This is a genomic window from Campylobacter concisus (assembly GCF_002914195.1).
GTDB lineage: Bacteria > Campylobacterota > Campylobacteria > Campylobacterales > Campylobacteraceae > Campylobacter_A > Campylobacter_A concisus_M.
Genome location: NZ_PPAU01000090.1, coordinates 486,479 through 504,684, shown reverse-complemented (window position 1 = coordinate 504,684; position 18,206 = coordinate 486,479). Strand labels below are relative to the sequence as shown.

18 protein-coding genes and 1 tRNA gene are annotated in these 18,206 nt (G+C 39.5%); 13 read left to right on the top strand and 6 right to left on the bottom strand.

Features of this window, described 5'->3' with window-relative positions; translation table 11 throughout:
• The first annotated feature begins 23 nt into the window (after window positions 1-23).
• From CYP28_RS04790 to CYP28_RS04730, 13 genes are all read left to right on the top strand, one after another.
• Window positions 24-98, top strand: a tRNA-Gly gene (locus tag CYP28_RS04790).
• Between the two features lie 65 nt (window positions 99-163).
• Window positions 164-970: a flagellar basal body P-ring formation chaperone FlgA gene (gene flgA / locus CYP28_RS04785; protein ID WP_103593282.1), complete on the top strand. Its 807-nt coding sequence runs from the start codon at window positions 164-166 to the stop codon at window positions 968-970.
• Entirely contained in the window at window positions 967-1,518 is a 552-nt protein-coding gene (locus CYP28_RS04780) for a UbiX family flavin prenyltransferase (RefSeq protein WP_103593281.1), read from the top strand. The genes flgA and CYP28_RS04780 overlap by 4 nt, the downstream gene beginning before the upstream one ends.
• Window positions 1,515-1,985, top strand: coding sequence for a pantetheine-phosphate adenylyltransferase (gene coaD, locus CYP28_RS04775; protein ID WP_012001782.1), 471 nt, complete (start codon window positions 1,515-1,517; stop codon window positions 1,983-1,985). Before CYP28_RS04780 ends, coaD begins: the two co-directional genes overlap by 4 nt.
• A 1-nt stretch (window position 1,986) precedes the next feature.
• On the top strand, window positions 1,987-2,574 hold the full coding sequence (gene tmk / locus CYP28_RS04770) for a dTMP kinase (protein ID WP_103593280.1): 588 nt from the start codon (window positions 1,987-1,989) through the stop codon (window positions 2,572-2,574).
• A gap of 29 nt (window positions 2,575-2,603) precedes the next feature.
• Window positions 2,604-3,830 (top strand): histidine--tRNA ligase, encoded by a 1,227-nt coding sequence (gene hisS / locus CYP28_RS04765; RefSeq protein WP_103593279.1) that lies wholly within the window; start codon window positions 2,604-2,606, stop codon window positions 3,828-3,830.
• Window positions 3,827-5,662 (top strand): biosynthetic arginine decarboxylase, encoded by a 1,836-nt coding sequence (gene speA / locus CYP28_RS04760; protein WP_103593278.1) that lies wholly within the window; start codon window positions 3,827-3,829, stop codon window positions 5,660-5,662. The genes hisS and speA overlap by 4 nt, the downstream gene beginning before the upstream one ends.
• 11 nt (window positions 5,663-5,673) lie before the next feature.
• Window positions 5,674-6,852, top strand: a complete 1,179-nt coding sequence (locus tag CYP28_RS04755) for a pyridoxal phosphate-dependent aminotransferase (RefSeq protein ID WP_103593277.1) — start codon at window positions 5,674-5,676, stop codon at window positions 6,850-6,852.
• On the top strand, window positions 6,852-7,055 hold the full coding sequence (thiS, locus tag CYP28_RS04750) for a sulfur carrier protein ThiS (RefSeq protein ID WP_103593276.1): 204 nt from the start codon (window positions 6,852-6,854) through the stop codon (window positions 7,053-7,055). The genes CYP28_RS04755 and thiS overlap by 1 nt, the downstream gene beginning before the upstream one ends.
• Before the next feature lie 7 nt (window positions 7,056-7,062).
• On the top strand, window positions 7,063-7,914 hold the full coding sequence (gene thiF / locus CYP28_RS04745; protein WP_103593275.1) for a sulfur carrier protein ThiS adenylyltransferase ThiF: 852 nt from the start codon (window positions 7,063-7,065) through the stop codon (window positions 7,912-7,914).
• Window positions 7,915-8,679 (top strand): thiazole synthase, encoded by a 765-nt coding sequence (locus CYP28_RS04740; RefSeq protein ID WP_103593274.1) that lies wholly within the window; start codon window positions 7,915-7,917, stop codon window positions 8,677-8,679. It abuts the gene before it with no gap.
• Window positions 8,679-9,833, top strand: coding sequence for a 2-iminoacetate synthase ThiH (gene thiH / locus CYP28_RS04735; protein WP_103593273.1), 1,155 nt, complete (start codon window positions 8,679-8,681; stop codon window positions 9,831-9,833). The genes CYP28_RS04740 and thiH overlap by 1 nt, the downstream gene beginning before the upstream one ends.
• Window positions 9,826-10,440, top strand: coding sequence for a thiamine phosphate synthase (locus tag CYP28_RS04730; protein WP_103593369.1), 615 nt, complete (start codon window positions 9,826-9,828; stop codon window positions 10,438-10,440). Before thiH ends, CYP28_RS04730 begins: the two co-directional genes overlap by 8 nt.
• A 292-nt stretch (window positions 10,441-10,732) precedes the next feature.
• On the opposite strand, the gene mog is transcribed toward CYP28_RS04730, so the two are convergent.
• The 6 genes from mog to CYP28_RS04700 are packed head-to-tail and all read right to left on the bottom strand — an operon-like array spanning window position 10,733 to window position 18,204.
• A complete protein-coding gene (gene mog, locus CYP28_RS04725; protein WP_103593272.1) occupies window positions 10,733-11,272 on the bottom strand; it encodes a molybdopterin adenylyltransferase in 540 nt (179 codons plus the stop codon).
• A gap of 10 nt (window positions 11,273-11,282) precedes the next feature.
• Window positions 11,283-12,959: an ATP-dependent metallopeptidase FtsH/Yme1/Tma family protein gene (locus CYP28_RS04720; protein WP_430516119.1), complete on the bottom strand. Its 1,677-nt coding sequence runs from the start codon at window positions 12,957-12,959 to the stop codon at window positions 11,283-11,285.
• Window positions 12,922-14,160, bottom strand: a complete 1,239-nt coding sequence (gene mtaB / locus CYP28_RS04715; RefSeq protein WP_103593271.1) for a tRNA (N(6)-L-threonylcarbamoyladenosine(37)-C(2))-methylthiotransferase MtaB — start codon at window positions 14,158-14,160, stop codon at window positions 12,922-12,924. The genes CYP28_RS04720 and mtaB overlap by 38 nt, the downstream gene beginning before the upstream one ends.
• A complete protein-coding gene (locus tag CYP28_RS04710; protein ID WP_103593270.1) occupies window positions 14,160-15,749 on the bottom strand; it encodes a mechanosensitive ion channel domain-containing protein in 1,590 nt (529 codons plus the stop codon). Before CYP28_RS04710 ends, mtaB begins: the two co-directional genes overlap by 1 nt.
• Window positions 15,746-16,783 (bottom strand): 3-dehydroquinate synthase, encoded by a 1,038-nt coding sequence (gene aroB / locus CYP28_RS04705; protein WP_103593269.1) that lies wholly within the window; start codon window positions 16,781-16,783, stop codon window positions 15,746-15,748. Before aroB ends, CYP28_RS04710 begins: the two co-directional genes overlap by 4 nt.
• Window positions 16,784-16,785: 2 nt before the next feature.
• Window positions 16,786-18,204 (bottom strand): COG3400 family protein, encoded by a 1,419-nt coding sequence (locus tag CYP28_RS04700; RefSeq protein ID WP_103593268.1) that lies wholly within the window; start codon window positions 18,202-18,204, stop codon window positions 16,786-16,788.
• Window positions 18,205-18,206: the final 2 nt, after the last annotated feature.

The following is an 18,206-nucleotide window of genomic DNA, read 5'->3' as shown; positions in this document are numbered from 1 at the left end:
AGAATGCGGACTTCATTTTAACTGCGGGAATAGCTCAGGGGTAGAGCACAACCTTGCCAAGGTTGGGGTCGCGAGTTCGAATCTCGTTTCCCGCTCCATCTTTTTTATACTCTTTTTTTTATTTTCCACAAAACTTTTTGCAAATGAAGTCAACATCTATCCGATGTATTGCGTTCTAAATGATCAAATTTCACTTAGTACTTTTGGCTTTGAAAGCGAAGACAATGAAATTTTAAACCTAGAGGGCAAAAGAGCAGCCAAGATAGATAGCAAAAAACTCTATGAAATTCTAACAGCAAATTTTAAAACATATAGTGACAAAAGCGGTGGAAGCGTTGCTTTTGTAAAAAACTGCTCTATTATGGATGAGATTCAAATGCAATTTTTAAGATCAATTAGCGATGAATATCCTGGTATCAGCATAAGCGATCTTAGCATTAGCCCACAAAATAAGCTTCCAGCAAATTTCAAAGAACTCGTCCTAAAAAATATCTTTTTAAGCGATCAAAATAGTCAAAAAGGTACATTTAGAGCTTCATTTGAGGATGTTGATCTGAGCCTAAAAAGTATCTATTTTAAATTTAGCTTTAATGCTAAGATGCCAGCCTTCATAGCAATAAATTCAATGAATACAAACCACATTTTAAGCCTACTTGACTATCAGCCAACGATGATCGAGTTTGGCAAATGGCCAAAAGATGCACTTTCTAGCTCAAATAGCTTGGCTCTTATAACAAAAGTGCAGATAAAAAGCGGTGAAATTTTAACCAAGCGTCAGTTTAACGCCATCAGTTTAGTCAAAAAAGGTCAAATGCTAAATGCGGTTTTAAGCGAGGATGGAGTTAAAATAATAGCTGAAGTAAAGGCACTTGAGGATGGAAATTTAGGTGATATGATAAAAATAAGAACAAAAGATAATAAAATTTTGCAGGCCACAGTTTCAGGCAAAGATGAGGCAGTGATAAGATGAAAAAGATAGTATTTGCAGCCACTGGAGCAAGCGGGGCTGGACTCTTTTTAAAGCTTGTCAAGGCTGCCAAAGATAGTTGCGAGGCGCACGTCATAGTTAGTAAAAATGCCATGAAAGTTTTGGAGGCTGAAGAAAATTTGAAGTTAAATTTAAATGATCTTGGCGTGAAAATTTATGATGATCAAGACCTTAGCGCAGGCCCAGCGTCAGGCTCGTTTGGCACGGATGCGATGATCATAGCACCCTGCTCTACCAACACGCTAGCAAAGGTCGCAAATGGTATAAGTGACACGCTCATCACAAGGGCCGCAAGTGTCGCGCTAAAAGAGAGACAAACTCTAGTTTTAGGCGTTAGAGAGATGCCATTTTCTACTATTGCTCTTTCTCAGATGCAGCTTCTCTCATCTCTTGGAGTCATCATTGCTCCGCCAGTTTTGGGCTACTACGCAGGCATAAATAGTCTTCATGATATGGAAAATTTTATCATCGGCAAGTGGCTTGATGCTTTAAAAATCCAAAATAATCTTTACAAAAGGTGGCAAATTTGAAAAAATCTTGCATCTATCCAGGGACCTTTGACCCCATTACAAACGGCCATTTGGACGTTATCATAAGGGCTACAAAAATTTTTGACAAAGTGATCGTCGCAGTCGCAAAAAGTGACAGCAAACAGCCGATGTTCGCACATGAAAAGCGCATAGAGATGGCAAAAGAGGCAGTTTGTGAGCTAAAAAACGTAAGCGTTCTTGGCTTTGATAACTTGCTTGTTGATTTTGCTAAATCACACGGTATAAACACTGTGATCAGGGGGCTTCGAGCGGTTAGCGACTTTGAGTACGAGCTACAAATCGGCTATGCAAATGCTGCACTTTGGGACGAATTTGAGACGGTTTATCTTATGCCAAGCTTAAATAACGCCTTCATCTCAAGCTCGATCGTTCGCTCAGTCTTACGCCACGACGGCGACGTGAGCAACCTAGTGCCAGCAAAAATTCTTAAAAATTTAAAGGCATAAAATGTATGTTTTGTTTGAAGGCATTGACGGCGTTGGCAAGAGCACGCAGATAGAAATTTTAGCTTCTAAATTTAGTGATGCCATCGTCACAAAAGAGCCAGGTGGCACGCAGCTTGGTGAAAATTTACGTGAAATTTTACTAAACTCAAACATAAAAATAGGCAAAAGAGCTGAAATTTTACTCTTTTTAGCTGACAGAGCTGAGCATTTTGAAAAGCTGGTCGCTCCAAATTTAAGTAGGCTCATTTTAAGCGACAGAGGCTTTATCTCTGGCATCGCCTACGCTTTGGCAAATGATGAAAACTTAGATGAAAACGTGCTTTTAGAGCTTAATAAATTTGCACTAAATGATAAATTTGCAGATAAGATAGTCTTTTTTGAAGCAAGCCATGAGCTAATAAGCTCGCGCCTAAAAAATAGAGGTACAAGCGATAAGATCGAGGCTCGTGGGCTAGAGTATCTTTTAAAAGTGCAAAGCTTTATGAAGCAAATTCTCATCAAAAATGGCTTTGAAACGCTTTTTATAGACGCGTCTAAAAGCATAGAGCTAATTTCAAAAGAGATAGAAAATTTTATAAATTTTAAGTAAAATCACAAAAAAATAAAAAGGATAATGCGATGATAACGGCACTTCGTGGCATGAAAGATATGCTTCCAGCTCGCGCAAAACTTTACGCACAGATAATCAAAACCTGCGAGGAAGTCGCAAAAAACTACGGATATGAGCAAATTTTGACCCCGCACCTCGAGGAGACGGCGCTTTTTAAACGAAGTGTCGGCGAGAGCAGTGACATCGTGGGCAAAGAGATGTATCAGTTTGAAGATAAAGGCGGCAACGACGTTTGCTTGCGTCCAGAGGGCACAGCTGGCGTGGTTAGAGCATTTATCGAGGCAAAGCTTGACAGGGCAAATGTGACAAAACGTTGCTTTTATCATGGCTCGATGTTTCGCTACGAGCGCCCACAAAAAGGCCGCTTAAGGGAGTTTCACCAGTTTGGCTGTGAGTGCTTTGGCGAGGGCAGCGTCTATGAGGATGCGAGCATTATCTTGATGGTGAGCGAAATTTTTAACAGACTAAATATCAAAACAACCCTAAAGATAAACTCGCTTGGTGATGAGAGCTCGATGAAGTCTTACAAAGAAAAGCTTGTAAAATTTCTAGATGAAAACGACGACAAAATTTGCGAAGACTGCAAAAGACGCAAGCTTTTAAATCCTATCCGCGTGCTTGACTGCAAGGTCGAGAGCTGCCAAGAAATTTACAAAAATGCCCCAGTTATCACTGATAACTTAAGTGATGAGGCACAGGCTGATTTTGCAAAGCTGCAAGAAATTTTAACGGTAAATGGCGTTAAATTTGAGATAGACACTAAGCTAGTTCGTGGGCTGGACTACTACTGCAAGACGGCGTTTGAGTTTATTAGCAATGAGATTGGCTCACAAAGTGCAGTTGCCGGTGGTGGCAGATACGATAGGCTTGTAGAGTATCTTGGCGGTAGAGCCAGCTACGGCGTTGGATTTGCGATGGGCGTTGAGAGGATAATGGAAATTTTAGGTGAAGCTGAGGATGAGCGAGCTGGAATTTATCTTTGTGCGCTTGATGCGACGAATTTAGACTTTGTCTATGCGCTTGGCTCAAAGCTTCGCAAAAAATATCAGGTTGAAATTTCATATGAAGCTAAAAAACTTCAAAAACATCTGCAAAATGCCGACTCTAAAAAGGCAAAAATTTTCCTTTGTGTGGGTGAAAATGAAATGAAAGAGAATAAAATTTGGTATAAAAATTTAGAAACCAAAGATGAAAAAACGATAAATTTAGATGAGCTTGAAAAGGAGCTGGGATGAATGATTTTGGACTTAGCATTTGGGGCAATTCAAATTTTGTTATAGAAGATGGCAAAGTCTGTATAAATGCAGCCAGCAAACCAGCGATCATTGACATCGTAAAAGAGATAAGAGACGATGGATATAGAGGACCACTACTGCTTCGCTTTCCACACCTTATCCAAAAGCAGATCGAACAGATCCACGCAAGCTTTGCAAAGGCAAAGAAAGAATTTGCCTACAAAGGCAGCTTTAATGCTGTATTTCCACTTAAAGTCAATCAATATCCTGGCTTTGTAAAAAATTTAGTGCGCCTTGGCAAACCCTACAACTACGGCCTTGAAGCTGGTAGTAAGGCTGAGCTACTTTTAACAATGGCTTACAATAACGAAAAAGCTCCAATAACCGTAAATGGCTTTAAAGATAAAGAGATGATAAATATAGGCTTCATCGCCGCTGAAATGGGACATAACATCACGCTAACAATCGAGGGTTTAAACGAGCTTGAAGCGATAATCGCCATCGCAAAAGAGCGCTTTAAACCAAAACCAAAGATCGGACTTAGAGTAAGACTGCACTCGACAGGATCGGGACTTTGGGCAAAGAGTGGTGGCATACACTCTAAATTTGGCCTAACATCAACAGAGCTAATAGAAGCTGTAAAGATGCTAAAAAAGGCAAATTTACTCGAAAATTTCACGATGATACACTTTCACATCGGCTCCCAAATAAGCGAGATCCATCCGCTCAAAAAAGCACTCATCGAGGCTGGCAACATCTACGCTGAGCTTAGAAAAATGGGTGCCTCAAATTTAAAAGCGATAAATTTAGGTGGTGGCCTTGCGATCGAGTACTCGCAGTTTAAAGAAGAAAGCAGCAGAAACTATACACTAAACGAATATGCAAACGACGTTGTTTATATGCTCAAAACCATAAGCGAACAAAAAAAGGAGATCGAGCCAGATATTTTCATAGAGTCAGGTCGCTACATCGCCGCTTCTCATGCACTTTTGGTTGCTCCCGTGCTTGAGCTATTTTCTCAAGAATACACCGAAGAGAAGCTAAATTTAAAGAAAGATAATCCAAATTTGATAACCGAGCTAGTCGATCTTTATAAATCAATCAAACCTTCAAACGCCCTAGAATACTTGCACGACGCCATCCATCACACAGAGAGCGTTTTAACGCTTTTTGATCTAGGATATGTCGATCTGCAAGATAGATCAAATGCAGAGGTGCTTTTAAGGCTCATCAGCAAAAAAGCCGTTGTCATGCTTGGCAACAAGAGCAACTCAAGCGATCTGGCTAAAATTCAAAAAGAGGTTCAAGAGAGATACCTGCTAAATTTCTCAATCTTTCAAAGCTTACCAGACTTTTGGGGTCTAAAGCAAAATTTCCCTATCATGCCACTTGACAGGCTCGATGAGCGCCCTACCCTGCCGGCTTCGATCTGGGATATCACCTGCGATAGCGACGGCGAGATCAGCTATGATGACGAGAAAAACCCACTACTTTTGCACGACGTGGACGTGGAGAAGGAGGATTATTTCTTGGGATTTTTCCTAGTTGGCGCATATCAAGAGGTGATCGGTATGAAACACAACCTCTTTACCCACCCGACAGAAGCCACGATAGAGCTTTCAAATGATGGCTATAAGATCACAAATTTACTTGAGAGCCAGTCTATTTTAGACATTATGGAAGACATGGACTATGATATCTACGAGATCCAAGACACTCTAAACGAGCGCTTAGTGAAATCAACTTTGATAAACGAAACACAAAAGAAGCAAATTTTGGGCGAACTTTATCTATTTTTAAATGATAATAGCTACTTAAAGACAATCAACTAAAAAGGAAAATAATGCAACTAGCAAACAGAATGCAAACATTAAGCGAGTCAATAACGATCGCTATCAGCACAAAAGCCAAAGAGATGAAGACTGCTGGCATCGACGTGATCTCGCTTTCAGCTGGTGAGCCTGACTTTATGACTCCAAAAAAGATAAGAGAAACTGTAAAAAACGCACTTGATAACGATAGCAAAAGTGGCAAATATACGCCAGTGCCAGGCCTACCTGAGGTGATTGATGCCATTAGAGCAAAGCTAAAAAGAGATAACGGACTTGACTATAAAGCAAATCAAATCGTCACAAACATCGGCGCAAAGCACTCACTTTTTAATGTATTTCAAGCGCTTATCAACCCAGGCGATGAAGTCATCATCCCGTCTCCATACTGGGTGAGCTACCCTGAGATCGTTAAATTTTGTGGCGGCGTGCCTGTCTTTATCGAGGCAGACGAGAGCACAAATTTCAAAATCACAGCCGAGCAGCTAAAAAAAGCGATCACACCAAAAACCAAAGTCTTTTCGCTAAATCACCCTACAAACCCAACTGGAGCTGTATATACAAAAGATGAGATCGCGGCATTTGGTGAGGTTTTAAAAGGCACTGACATCATCATCACAAGCGATGAAATTTATGAAAAAGTGATCTACGGCAAAGAATTTCACGCAGTAGCCTCAGTAAGCGAGGATCTTTTTAAAAGAACGGTCACGATAAACGGACTAAGCAAGTGTGGTGCGATGCCTGGCTGGAGATTTGGCTATATAGCAAGCTCGATGGACTGGCTCATCGCTGGTATCAAAAAGCTTCAGAGCCAAAGCACAAGCAACATCAGTTCGATCGTGCAAATCGGCGCTATCCCGTCACTTCTTGGCGAAACTGACGACGATATCGAAAACATGAGAAAAGAGTACGAAAAAAGACGTGATGTGGCTGTAAAAATGATAAATGAGATCCCTGGGCTAAGCGTAGTTAAGCCTGATGGTGCGTTTTATCTATTTGTAAAATGTAAAGAGATAGATAGCAACTCACTTAGATTTTGTAAAAAGATGCTTGAAGAGGCAAATGTAGCCACTGTGCCAGGCGTGGGCTTTGGCATGGAGGGATACTTTAGAATTTCCTTTGCAACCGACATCGAGAGCATAAAAAGAGCGATTGAGAGGATTGCAAATTTTCTTAAAAGCTACAAAATTTAATGATCAAATTTACTATTAATGGCAAGATTTTCGAGCTCGAAAACGATATGAGTGTTTATGATTTTTTAGCTCAAAATGGTTATGAGCTTAAATTTATAGCCCTTGAGCGAGACGGAGAAATTTTGCCAAAAAAGCTTTGGCATGAGAGATTTATGAGCGAGGGCAAAGCTTACGAAATCGTCACTTTAGTAGGTGGCGGATGAGGAGAAAATGATAGAAATAGTACTAAATGGCACAAAATTTAATGTGCCAGTAAAAAGTCTTAGCGAGCTAAAAGAGCTTGCACTTGGCGATAAAGAGAGTGAAATTTATAAATTTTTAGAGAAATTTAATGCGACTGAGCCAGACATTTTTATAGTTGATGGCTTTGCTATAAAAGAAGATACCGAGTTACAAAATAGCTCAAATGTTGTTTTTATAAAACGTGGCGTGATGCCTGAGCGTGAAATTTTACGCTCGATGATCGCCTCAAGAAACAGCCCTGAGCTAAATTTAGCCCTAAGTAAAGCAGTTATCGGTGTGGCTGGACTTGGCGGACTTGGCTCAAATATCGCGTTAAGCCTTGCAAGAGTTGGCGTAAAAAAGCTAGTGCTTGCCGATTTTGATGTTGTTGAGCCAAGTAACCTAAACCGTCAGCAGTATTTCGTCCGCCACATCGGCATGCAAAAGACGCAGGCGCTAAAAGAGCTGATAAATGACGTCAATCCATTTGTTGAGGTCGAAACTCACGATATATTTTTAAATGAAAAAAACGTGGCTAGCGTCTTTGGTGAGTGCGAAATTTTATGCGAAGCCTTTGACAACGTCGCTGGCAAGGCGATGATACTAAACGAAGCTGGTGCTAGTCTAAAAGAGAAAAAGATCATCGGTGCCTCTGGTATGGCTGGATACTTTAGCTCAAATCTCATAAAAACCATAAAATTTGCCAAAAATGTCTATCTTTGTGGCGACCTCACAAACGAGGCAAAGATCGGTCAAGGGCTCATGGCGCCACGCGTTGCGATTTGCGCAAACCATGAGGCAAATTTAGCCATTAGACTGCTTATGGGCTTGGAGGCGTAAGTGCAAAGTGATAGTTTGATCCTTGGCGGCAAGGAGTTTCAAAGCCGCTTTATCCTTGGCTCTGGCAAGTATTCGCACGAGCTCATCGACTCAGCCGTAAACGAGGCTGGAGCACAAATTTTAACCCTCGCTCTTAGGCGCATAAACGAGAGCAAAGATCGAAATATACTTGACTTTGTCCCAAAAGGCGTGACACTTTTACCAAACACAAGTGGCGCTAGAAACGCTAAAGAGGCCGTTCGTATCGCCCAGCTTGCACGTGAGCTTGGGTGCGGCGAGCTTGTTAAGATAGAGATCATAACTGACTCTAAATTTCTCTTTCCAGACAACGCTGAAACGATAAAAGCTTGCGAAGCCTTGGCAAATGATGGCTTTGTGCCAATGCCATATATGTTTCCAGATCTAAACGCCGCAAGAGCAATGCTAAGTGCAGGAGCAAGCTGCATAATGCCTCTAGCTGCGCCCATTGGCTCTAACCAAGGGCTAGTTTTTAAAGACATCATCGAGATTTTGATAAACGAGCTTGATACGCAGATCATAGTTGATGCTGGCATCGGTAGGCCCTCACAAGCGTGCGAAGCGATGGAGATGGGATCAGCTGCGATCATGACAAATACAGCTATCGCCTCATCTAAAAATATCCCGCTCATGGCAAGAGCCTTCAAAGAGGCGATCATCGCTGGTCGCAACGCCTATCTAGCAGGACTTGGCGCAAAGAGCAAAAGCGCAAACGCCTCATCGCCGCTCACTGGATTTTTAGACTGATGAAATTTACAAGAACTGATCACATGCAGCTGCTACCTCACATGGAGGATGTTGGCAGTGAGATCATGGATGAAATTTTAAAAGAGCGCACGAGCTACAAACCAGAAATTTATACCGAAGCAGACGTAAAAGCAGCTCTAAATGCAAAGCACTGCTCGCTTGAAAATTTAAAAGCCCTACTCTCGCCTGTTGCAGCGCCATTTTTAGAGCAAATAGCTCAGCTCGCTCAGGCAAAAACAAGGGCAAATTTTGGCTCAAACATCACGCTTTTTACCCCACTTTACATAGCAAACTACTGCGATAATCTCTGCGTTTATTGCGGTTTTAACGCTAAAAATAATATAAAAAGGGCAAAGCTAAGCGACGAGGAGATCACAAGAGAGCTAAGAGAAATTTCAAAGAGCGGCTTAGAAGAAATTTTGATCCTAACTGGCGAGAGCGAGACCAACTCAAGTGTCGTCTACATCGCAAACGCCTGCTCTTTGGCAAAGAAATTTTTTAAAGTCGTTGGGGTTGAAATTTACCCGCTAAACTCTGAGGACTATGCCCTGCTTCATAAAAGTGGCGCAGACTACGTGACCGTCTTCCAAGAGACCTACAATCCCACAAAATACGAGAAAATCCACCTTGGCGGCAATAAAAGAATTTTCCCATACCGATTAAACGCGCAAGAGCGAGCGCTTCTTGGAGGAATGAGAGGAGTCGGCTTTGCAGCACTTCTTGGTATAGATGACTTTAGACTTGACGCCTTTGCTACTGCACTGCATGCGAGCCTCATTCAAAAAAAGTATCCGCACGCCGAGATCTCATTTTCATGCCCAAGACTTCGCCCTATCATCAACAACAATCGCATTAATCCGCGTGACGTGGGCGAGCGTGAGCTTTTACAAGTGATCTGCGCTTATAGAATTTTCATGCCAACAGCCAGCATCACCATCTCAACCAGAGAAAAAGCGAAATTTCGCGATAACGCCGTAAAGATCGCCACAAATAAGATAAGTGCTGGCGTAAAAGTGAGCATCGGCGCTCACGGTGAAGAGAAAAAGGGTGACGAGCAGTTTGAGATAAGTGACGATAGAAGCGTGGATGAGATCAAGACTATGCTAAAAGCAAACGGCCTAGAGCCACTAATGAGCGAGTATGTCTATGTTTAAGATTCTCTGTGTGGCCGACTTTGAAAGCTATGATGGCGATGACTTTTTAAAGAGGATACAGCTACTTTGTAAGGCTGGTGTGGATGAAATTTTACTTCGTGCAAAGGGGCTTGGTGAAGCTGATTTTTACGATCTTGCCAGGGTTGTGGCTCAAATTTGCGAAAACTACTGCAAGAAATTTATCATTAATCAATTTTTTGACGTCGCTTGCAAGCTAAAGAGCGACTTTTGGCTCACTTCAGCACAACTTGATTTTTTTAAAAATCACGGCGTTTTTTTAGATGAATTTAGAAAAACAGCAAAAATTTACGCCCCAGCTCACGACCTAGAGCAGGCTAAAATTTCAGCCTCTATCGCTGACGTGCTCGTAGCTTCTCATATATTTACCACCTCTTGCAAGGAAGGCTTAGAACCAAAAGGGGTAAATTTTATAAACGAGCTAAAAAGTCTTGATAAAGAAATTTACGTACTTGGCGGACTAAATAGTAAAAACTACAAAGAGACTATAAAAGCTGGAGCAAGTGGCGTTTGTTTTATGAGCCTAGCAATGAACAGCGATATAGAGCTTATAAAAGAGATAGCAGAGAGCAAAAACGAGCAAATTTAGCTTATAATGATTAAATTTATATAAAATAATACATAAAATTTTACTAATTTTTCCAGTGATATAACCATTTTATATCGAGTATAAGCAGCGCTATAAGGTCTGGCAACACATATAGCAAAAGCAAGAGAGCATCAATAAACTAAAGAAGTAAACAGATGGTGAAAAAACAAACGCAGTTAAATATGGATATATAACCTGTAATAGTTCAAAATAAGCTAACACACAAAAAGCTAAATTTTAATAAAAAGCCACTGCCTATCCATAAAAGTAGTGGCTTTAAAATTAAACTGATTTAAGAAATTTTCTTTTGTTTTGGACGAAATACTTTCATAACATTTTCGTCAGTCTCGATAAACGCACCCTCAATCAAGTCAATGCAATACGGCACTGACGGAAATACCGGCTCCAAGCACTCTTTTATCGCTTTTGGTTGACCTGGTAAATTTATGATGAGCGCATGCCCTCTTATGCCTGCTACTTGGCGTGACAGGATCGCTGTTGGGACGTATTGCAGGCTTGCAGCTCTCATTAGCTCACCAAAGCCTGGCATCATCTTCTCGCAAACCGCCTCAGTAGCCTCTGGCGTAACGTCTCTCACCGCTGGTCCTGTACCGCCAGTAGTTAGCACAAGGTCGCAGCCAAGCACGTCCACCATGTGCACAAGCCTCTCTTTTATCAGCTCAAACTCATCTGGTATGACCTCGTAAAAATACTCACGCTCGCTCACTATCCAGCTATCAAGCACCTCTTTGATCGCTGGACCTGATTTGTCCTCGTATGTGCCTTCGCTTGCACGGTCAGAAAGGGTTAATATTCCTATTTTTGCTTTCACTTTTTCTCCTTTAATAGTTTTCGTTTAAAATTTTTGCCAGCGTCTCTTTATCTACGCTCTCGTACGCTAGCAGATATGAACTGATCTTTGCAATCTGCTCGTTTGTACCCTTTAAAAAAGACATAATCTCTTCTTTTGCTTGTTTTAAAATTTCTTCTACATCATTTGGATTAGGGACAAATGAACTTCCCATACCGTATTCATAAACCATTTTTGATGCGATCTCTTTGGCTAAATTTAGATCACTGCTCGAGTTTGAAAAAATATCATTCTCGTCTATTTCAAGCTTACACATGCCAGAGATTAATACTTTAATGCGAGATATCATCTGCGACTTTGACTCTATCTCTTGCTCGGTTGCCATAAAGCGGTCTTCAATGAGTGAAATTTTTTCAAATTTCACATCAAACCAGTAAGCACTAAGTGCTTTTGCACCTTGATAGACGGCTTGGATTTTTTTCTCACTCTCGCTGTAGCTTAAAACCTTTTTCTTGCCGAGTAAGACCTTGTTTAAAACAGCCTCAAAGTCTCTTATTTTTAGTATGCTCTCATTATTTCTTAGAGCATTTATGGCTGCTTCATTTACAAGTGTGCTAAGTGCTGCACCTGAAAAGCCAACGCTCATTCTAGCAATATCTTCGGCTGAAACATCGCATTTTTTATCTTTTAAATAGGTATTTAAAATAGCCACTCTGTCGTTGAAATCAGGCATCGAAAGAAAAATTCTCCTATCAAAACGACCCGATCTAAGTAGTGCCTCGTCGATCATTTCGATCCTATTTGTAGCAGCTATTACGATGACGCCCGAGTTATCTTCAAAGCCGTCCATCTCGGTTAATAGCTGATTTAGAGTGGCTTCTCGCTCGTCGTTTCTAGTGCCGCCCCTGCTCTTTCCAACAGCATCTATCTCATCGATAAAGATAATAGACGGAGCATATGATTTAGCTTTGCTAAAAAGCTCTCTTACTCTTTTTGCACCCATGCCAACATAAATTTGCACAAAACTAGCACCATTTTGGTAGAAAAATGGTACATTTGCCTCGCCTGCAACGGCCTTTGCCACAAGTGTCTTGCCAACACCTGGAGGACCTACCATTAGCACACCTTTTGGCATTTTGATACCAAAATTTCTGTATTTTTGTGGATTTTTCAAAAAGTCAACTATCTCACTAAGCTCGCTTTTGACCTCACTAATGCCAGCCACATCACTAAATCTAACATTTGAAATAACTGGCATCACATTTTGATTTAGCACGCTTTCTATCTCTAAAGCACTATCTTTTTTATTAAAAAGGCTCTCGTTTTTTTTGTTAATACTCCTAAAAATGTAAGCGTACCAAAGGATAAAACAAACAAAGATAATAAATCCCCAAACCATACCAGGAGTGATGTATTGCTTCGTCTTTTCAACAGGTACTTTTTTGATAAGTTCTTTTAAATCAACAGCCTCTTTGATAATAGAAAAGCGATTGTTTTGTGCATAAAGTATGACTTCATCACCGTCTATGACTGCTCTATCGACAAAATTTCCCTCCATGAGCTGCATATACTGAGAGTATGTGATATTTCGTGGCTCTTTGCTAACGGCAAAAAGTAACACACCTATTAAAGCAATGGCGGCGATTATTAGGATATTTTTTCTACTAAATTTAAATTTTTGCATAATTGGCATCTGGCTTAACTTCATATTCGCTTACCTCCACCCACTCTTTTGTTATATCTTTTTGGCTTAAAATTTTAGCTTTGTTGTAAAACTGATCAAAGCCCTCGTAAAACTCACCATTTTTTTGCTCGACTAAAATTTTCAAAGCCCCGTTATGTTTTTTTCTAAAATTTTCATTATTTTGCAAAGCTATGCCTTGTAAAATTTTTAGCCTACTTTTTGCCACATCACCGCTAACATCGCTTTTTAGCATAGCTGAGTGCGTATCACGCCTTGGCGAATAGACAAAAGCATGCAGATGCGTGATAGGAAATTTCTTAAAATTTTCCAAAGCCTCTGTCCATATCTCCTCGCTCTCACCAGGATGACCTACGATATAGTCCGTACCAAGTGCAAAGCCAAGTGAGCTAAGCTCATTAAAAAGCTCCAGGTCACTAAATGCATCATTGCGTCTTCGCATGATCTTTAACATCGCCTGACTCGTGTGCTGAAGTGCAATGTGAAGATGGCGCTCCAGCCACTCTTCTTTTAAAATTTCTCTAAAGCTCTCATCTATCTGGCTTGGCTCAATGCTTCCAAGCCGAATGCGTCTAATGCCAGAAATCTTTCCCAAATTTGCCAAAAGCCTACCAAGAGAGCTATTTGTATCTTTGCCGTAACTGCCTATATTTGTGCCAGTTAGTACGAGCTCATTATAGCCGTTTTGGGCTAAAATTCTTGCCTCTTTTAATATCATGGCCTCATCCATGCTTCTAGCCTTGCCACGAACCGAAGGAATGATGCAGTAGCTGCAGCTAAAGTTGCAGCCTTCTTGAATTTTTATAAAAGCCTTTGTGTGATTTTCATAATTTGTAACTATATTTTTATCGACTGAGTTTAAATTTCCAAGCTCAAAAAATGGCTTTTCTTGCTTTAAAAGCTCATTTAGATCGCTCTTTTTGCTAGCTCCTAGCACACCAAATATACCGCTATTAAATAGCTCTTTGCCCTTGCTAACCGCACCACACCCAGTCAGCACCACCTTCGCCCCACGCCTTTTTACGCCGTTTATGTAGTTTCTGACACCACTATCGGCAGAATTTGTAACAGTGCACGAGTTTATGACCACGATATCAGCGCTCTCTTCATCATTTGTGATCTCGTAGTCCTTGATGTAGCTTTTTAAAAGCTCAGTATCGTAGATATTTGTACGACACCCAAATGTTTTAAAAAATATCTTTTGCATTAAGAATTTTCGCTCTCTTGCTCGCTGTGAGCGGTATGGTCGCTTGGATTTTCTTTTTTGCCTATAAACATGGTTTGTGTTGGATAAGCGATCTTTATATCATCTTGAGCCAAAAATACTTCTATTATCTCAGCACTAATAGTACTTCTAAGAGCCAAAGTCGCATAAGAATTTGCCATATACCAACATGAGACATTTATACCATAAGGCTCAAAAAACGTATAAATTCTTGGCTCGACATTTGGATTTTTGATGCTATATTGGCTTCTTAATTTATTCATTTGACGTTTTGCGATATCTGTATAGCCTTTTGAGTATTTTTTAACGACATTTCTTGCTAGATACACAGCTTTTTTATGATTACTATCAAAGCTTATAACGATATCTATACCATCCCAAACGGTCTTCATGCCATAATGAGCATAGTTTGCGATGAGGTCAGTAAAGATATAGTTATTTGGAACAAAGATGATCCTACCTGCACGGCGATTCGTCTTATAAGTCGAGTAACTAACATCCTCAAAAACGGTCAGCCTAAGCAAAGAGATATCGATCACATCGCCCACAAATTCACTGCCATCATGAAGCACCCTTATCCTGTCACCCACATGTATAGAGCCGCCAAACATGATCACCATCCAGCCAAGCATACTCATAAACATATCTTTCATCGCAATGGCGATACCAGCTGAAGCAAAACCTAGCACGGTTACTAGATATGTGACGTTTTCGATATACGAAAAAAGTAAGATTATGATGATAACGGTGATATTTAAAACGTTTAAAAATTTATTGACTGTGTAAAATCTCTCATTGTCAGTAATCGTTCTTTTAACAATAAATTTAGCGATAAATGTTAGTCCGATCGTCAAAAGAATGATGATAGCTGTATAGCCCATACTTAAAAACTGAGCTTTTATGTCAGAGGTGGTTAAATTTATAGCCTCATCAGCTCTTTTTTCATAGACATTATAAGTTGTATCAGCGATCTGTTTTGCCGCTTTAAAGTCGCCTATTTCTTGTTTTACTAAGTTTAGGCTTTCCCTATTTTGTTCATTTTCTTCTATCAAATTTAGTCTATTTAGTAAATTTTCTTTTGTTTCAAGCTTTTCCAAAAGCGTATCAAGCTCTTTTATATGCCTTTGATACTCGATCTTATCGCTCTTTATCTTTTTGATATACGAAAAGCCAGATATAAGTGCAACAGGACTTGTTATCCTTGGTGGAGTATCCATTTCAGGAGCTGCTAACATATTTGAAAATGGCGTTTTTTCATACTCTTTTAGTAAATTTATCTGCTCTTTTAAGGTTTGGATTCTCTTTATGATATCGCTGCCTCTTCTTGAGCTTTTGTCCAGTTTCTTTAGTTCATTTTCATTTTTTTCAAGCTCATCAATAAGCCTTTGATAAGTGTTATAGTTAGCATACCTTGTGATCCAGATATTATTTTTTAGGGAGTTATCTAGATTTGAAATATCCTTTATAAGCTCGTTATTTTGTAAATTTTGCGAGCCATTTTGCTCAAGCGTAACGTTCTCCTCAGCATAAAGGGCAAAGCAAAAAAGTAGTAAAGCTATGATCTTTTTCATTTAAATTCTCTTAAAATTTTTAAAACGTCTTCTTTTTTGACGTCATTTTTGATGATCGCACTGCCGATTTTATCTGCAATGATGAAATTTATCTTATCATCTTTTGTCTTTTTATCCATAAAAAATGCCTCGTAAAATGCATATTTATTTTCTATTTTGTAGTTTACTGGAAGGCCAAATTTCACTAAAACCTGTTTGATATCCTCTGCTTCTGCCTCGCTCATGAGCCCTAGTTTTACACTTAAGCGATTTGCCATATTCATGCCTATTGCCACTGCCTCGCCATGTAAAAATTCTTTATAATTTGTCTCATTTTCTATAACGTGAGCAAAGGTATGTCCGTAGTTTAGGATGGCTCTTAGCCCCTTTTCTTTTTCATCTTGTTCAACCACTTTTGCTTTTAAAATTACCGACTTTTCAACTAGCTTGGCTAAATTTTCATCATCTAAATTTATGCTCTTTAGCCAATCAAACATCTCTTTGTCAAAAGTTATCGCCATTTTTAAAGCCTCAGCCACGCCAGCTGCAAATTCTCTCTTTGGCAACGTCTTTAAGAAATTTATCTCGCAAAAAACTGCCTTTGGCTGATAAAAAGAGCCTATTAAATTTTTGCCAAATTTGTTATTCACACCCGTTTTTCCACCCACACTAGCATCGACTTGCGCTAGAAGCGTAGTTGGGATATTTATGAAATTTATCCCTCTTTCATAGATGCTCGCCGCAAAGCCAGTCATATCGCTTATGACGCCACCACCAAAGGCGATTAACGTAGATGAGCGATCAAATTTACTCACAAAAAGCTGCTCTAAAATTTGCTCTACCGTTTCAAGGTTTTTATACTCTTCGCCGTCAGGCACACTTATGATAAATTTCTCATCGCACTTCAAAATACTAAGTAGCTTTTCAAGATGAAGCCCCGCTACTTTGGCGTTTGTAACGATGCCAACCTTGCCTTTTAGCTCTAGTCTTTCAAGCTCATTTATATAAATTTTATAGCTTGATGCTTTTTCTTTAAGATTTAAATTCATCTGCATTTTTACTCACTTACTGGCACAAAAAGCTGTGCATTTTGGCTTAGTTTTTTATAAAGCTTGTTTAAATTTGTCGATAAAAAGGCAAATGTCCCACCATTTGCCACGCTTTTAGTAAACATTACAAAATGAAGCAAATCTTTTGTATTTTTTAGTTTTACAAGCGGATTTTTTAGATTGTGATTTTCTATCTTTATGCGCTTAGAAAATAGCGCGCTAATGCTCTCAAAATGCTCTCTTAACGCCTCATCATCGCTGTGTTTATTATCAAAATAGTAAAATTTCATCTCCAAATCAAGCTGTGCACAGCAGTCAGTTATCACAGCTGATTGATTCTCCACTTCTTGACTTTGATCGCCTAGTATAACGCCCTCTTTTATATTTGAGAGTAAAATTTTACCTGTTTTTAGCACTGGAAGTTTTAGCTCATAAAATAGCTTTTTAAATTTAAAAAAGTATTTATTATCGCTTAAGATTAGACCGATATCGTGCTTTAAAACATCATGTTTTATAGATTTGTTATCACTATTAAAATAATCCATCAAAACGATGATATTTTTCTCTTTTATCGCTTTTAAAGTATCTAAATTTTCACCTAAAGTTGGATTTATCACTCTAAAAAAAAGGCGTTTATTATTTAGCTTTGAATGCAAATACAAGCTATCCTTTATGAGCTTGCTAACACGTTCTTTATCCATTGAGATCATATCGATCAGCACATAGATGTTGCTACCAAATGGACTTGGAAACTGCCCACTTTCACGCTTGATCGAGCGATAAACATTTTGAAGCACATTTGGATCACCAACGATTAGTAATATATCGCTTGGCTGTATCATTACATTTGGCTTTGGCAAGATGATCTCACTGCCTCGATATATGAGAGCTATTCGCCATTTTTTCTGAGCTACTGAGCTGATGTGACGATACATATAAGAGCTGCCTATTGGCACCTTAACCTCCATGATCTCGCCCTCACTAAGTCCGATATTATCAGCTAAAACCGGCAAATCTGGTAAATAGTCCATAAGCCTTGATGCTGCAATATCTCTGATATCAACCACGCTTAAGTGTTTATCGCTTGCAAATATTTCTTTACATTTTTCATCAAGCTCCCATGAGCTCATAAAAACGGTCTCGGTCTTTGTGCTGATCTGTCTTAAATTTTCATAAACAGCAATCGCCTCATTTTTATCATCGCAAACTATACAAAACTGACTAAAATAGCCATCGCTCACGCTTTTTAACTTTGAGAGGCTAGTTGGGTCAAACTGGTAAAATGTAAAATTTTCATAATTTGATTTTTGGCTGTAATCTTCGCTTGAAACAACGATATAGTGATGTAAATTTGATTTTGTTTCAAGTAGTCTGTTTAAAAAATTTCTTGCAAAAGTTCCATCTGCGATTATTAAAATTTTCTTCATCA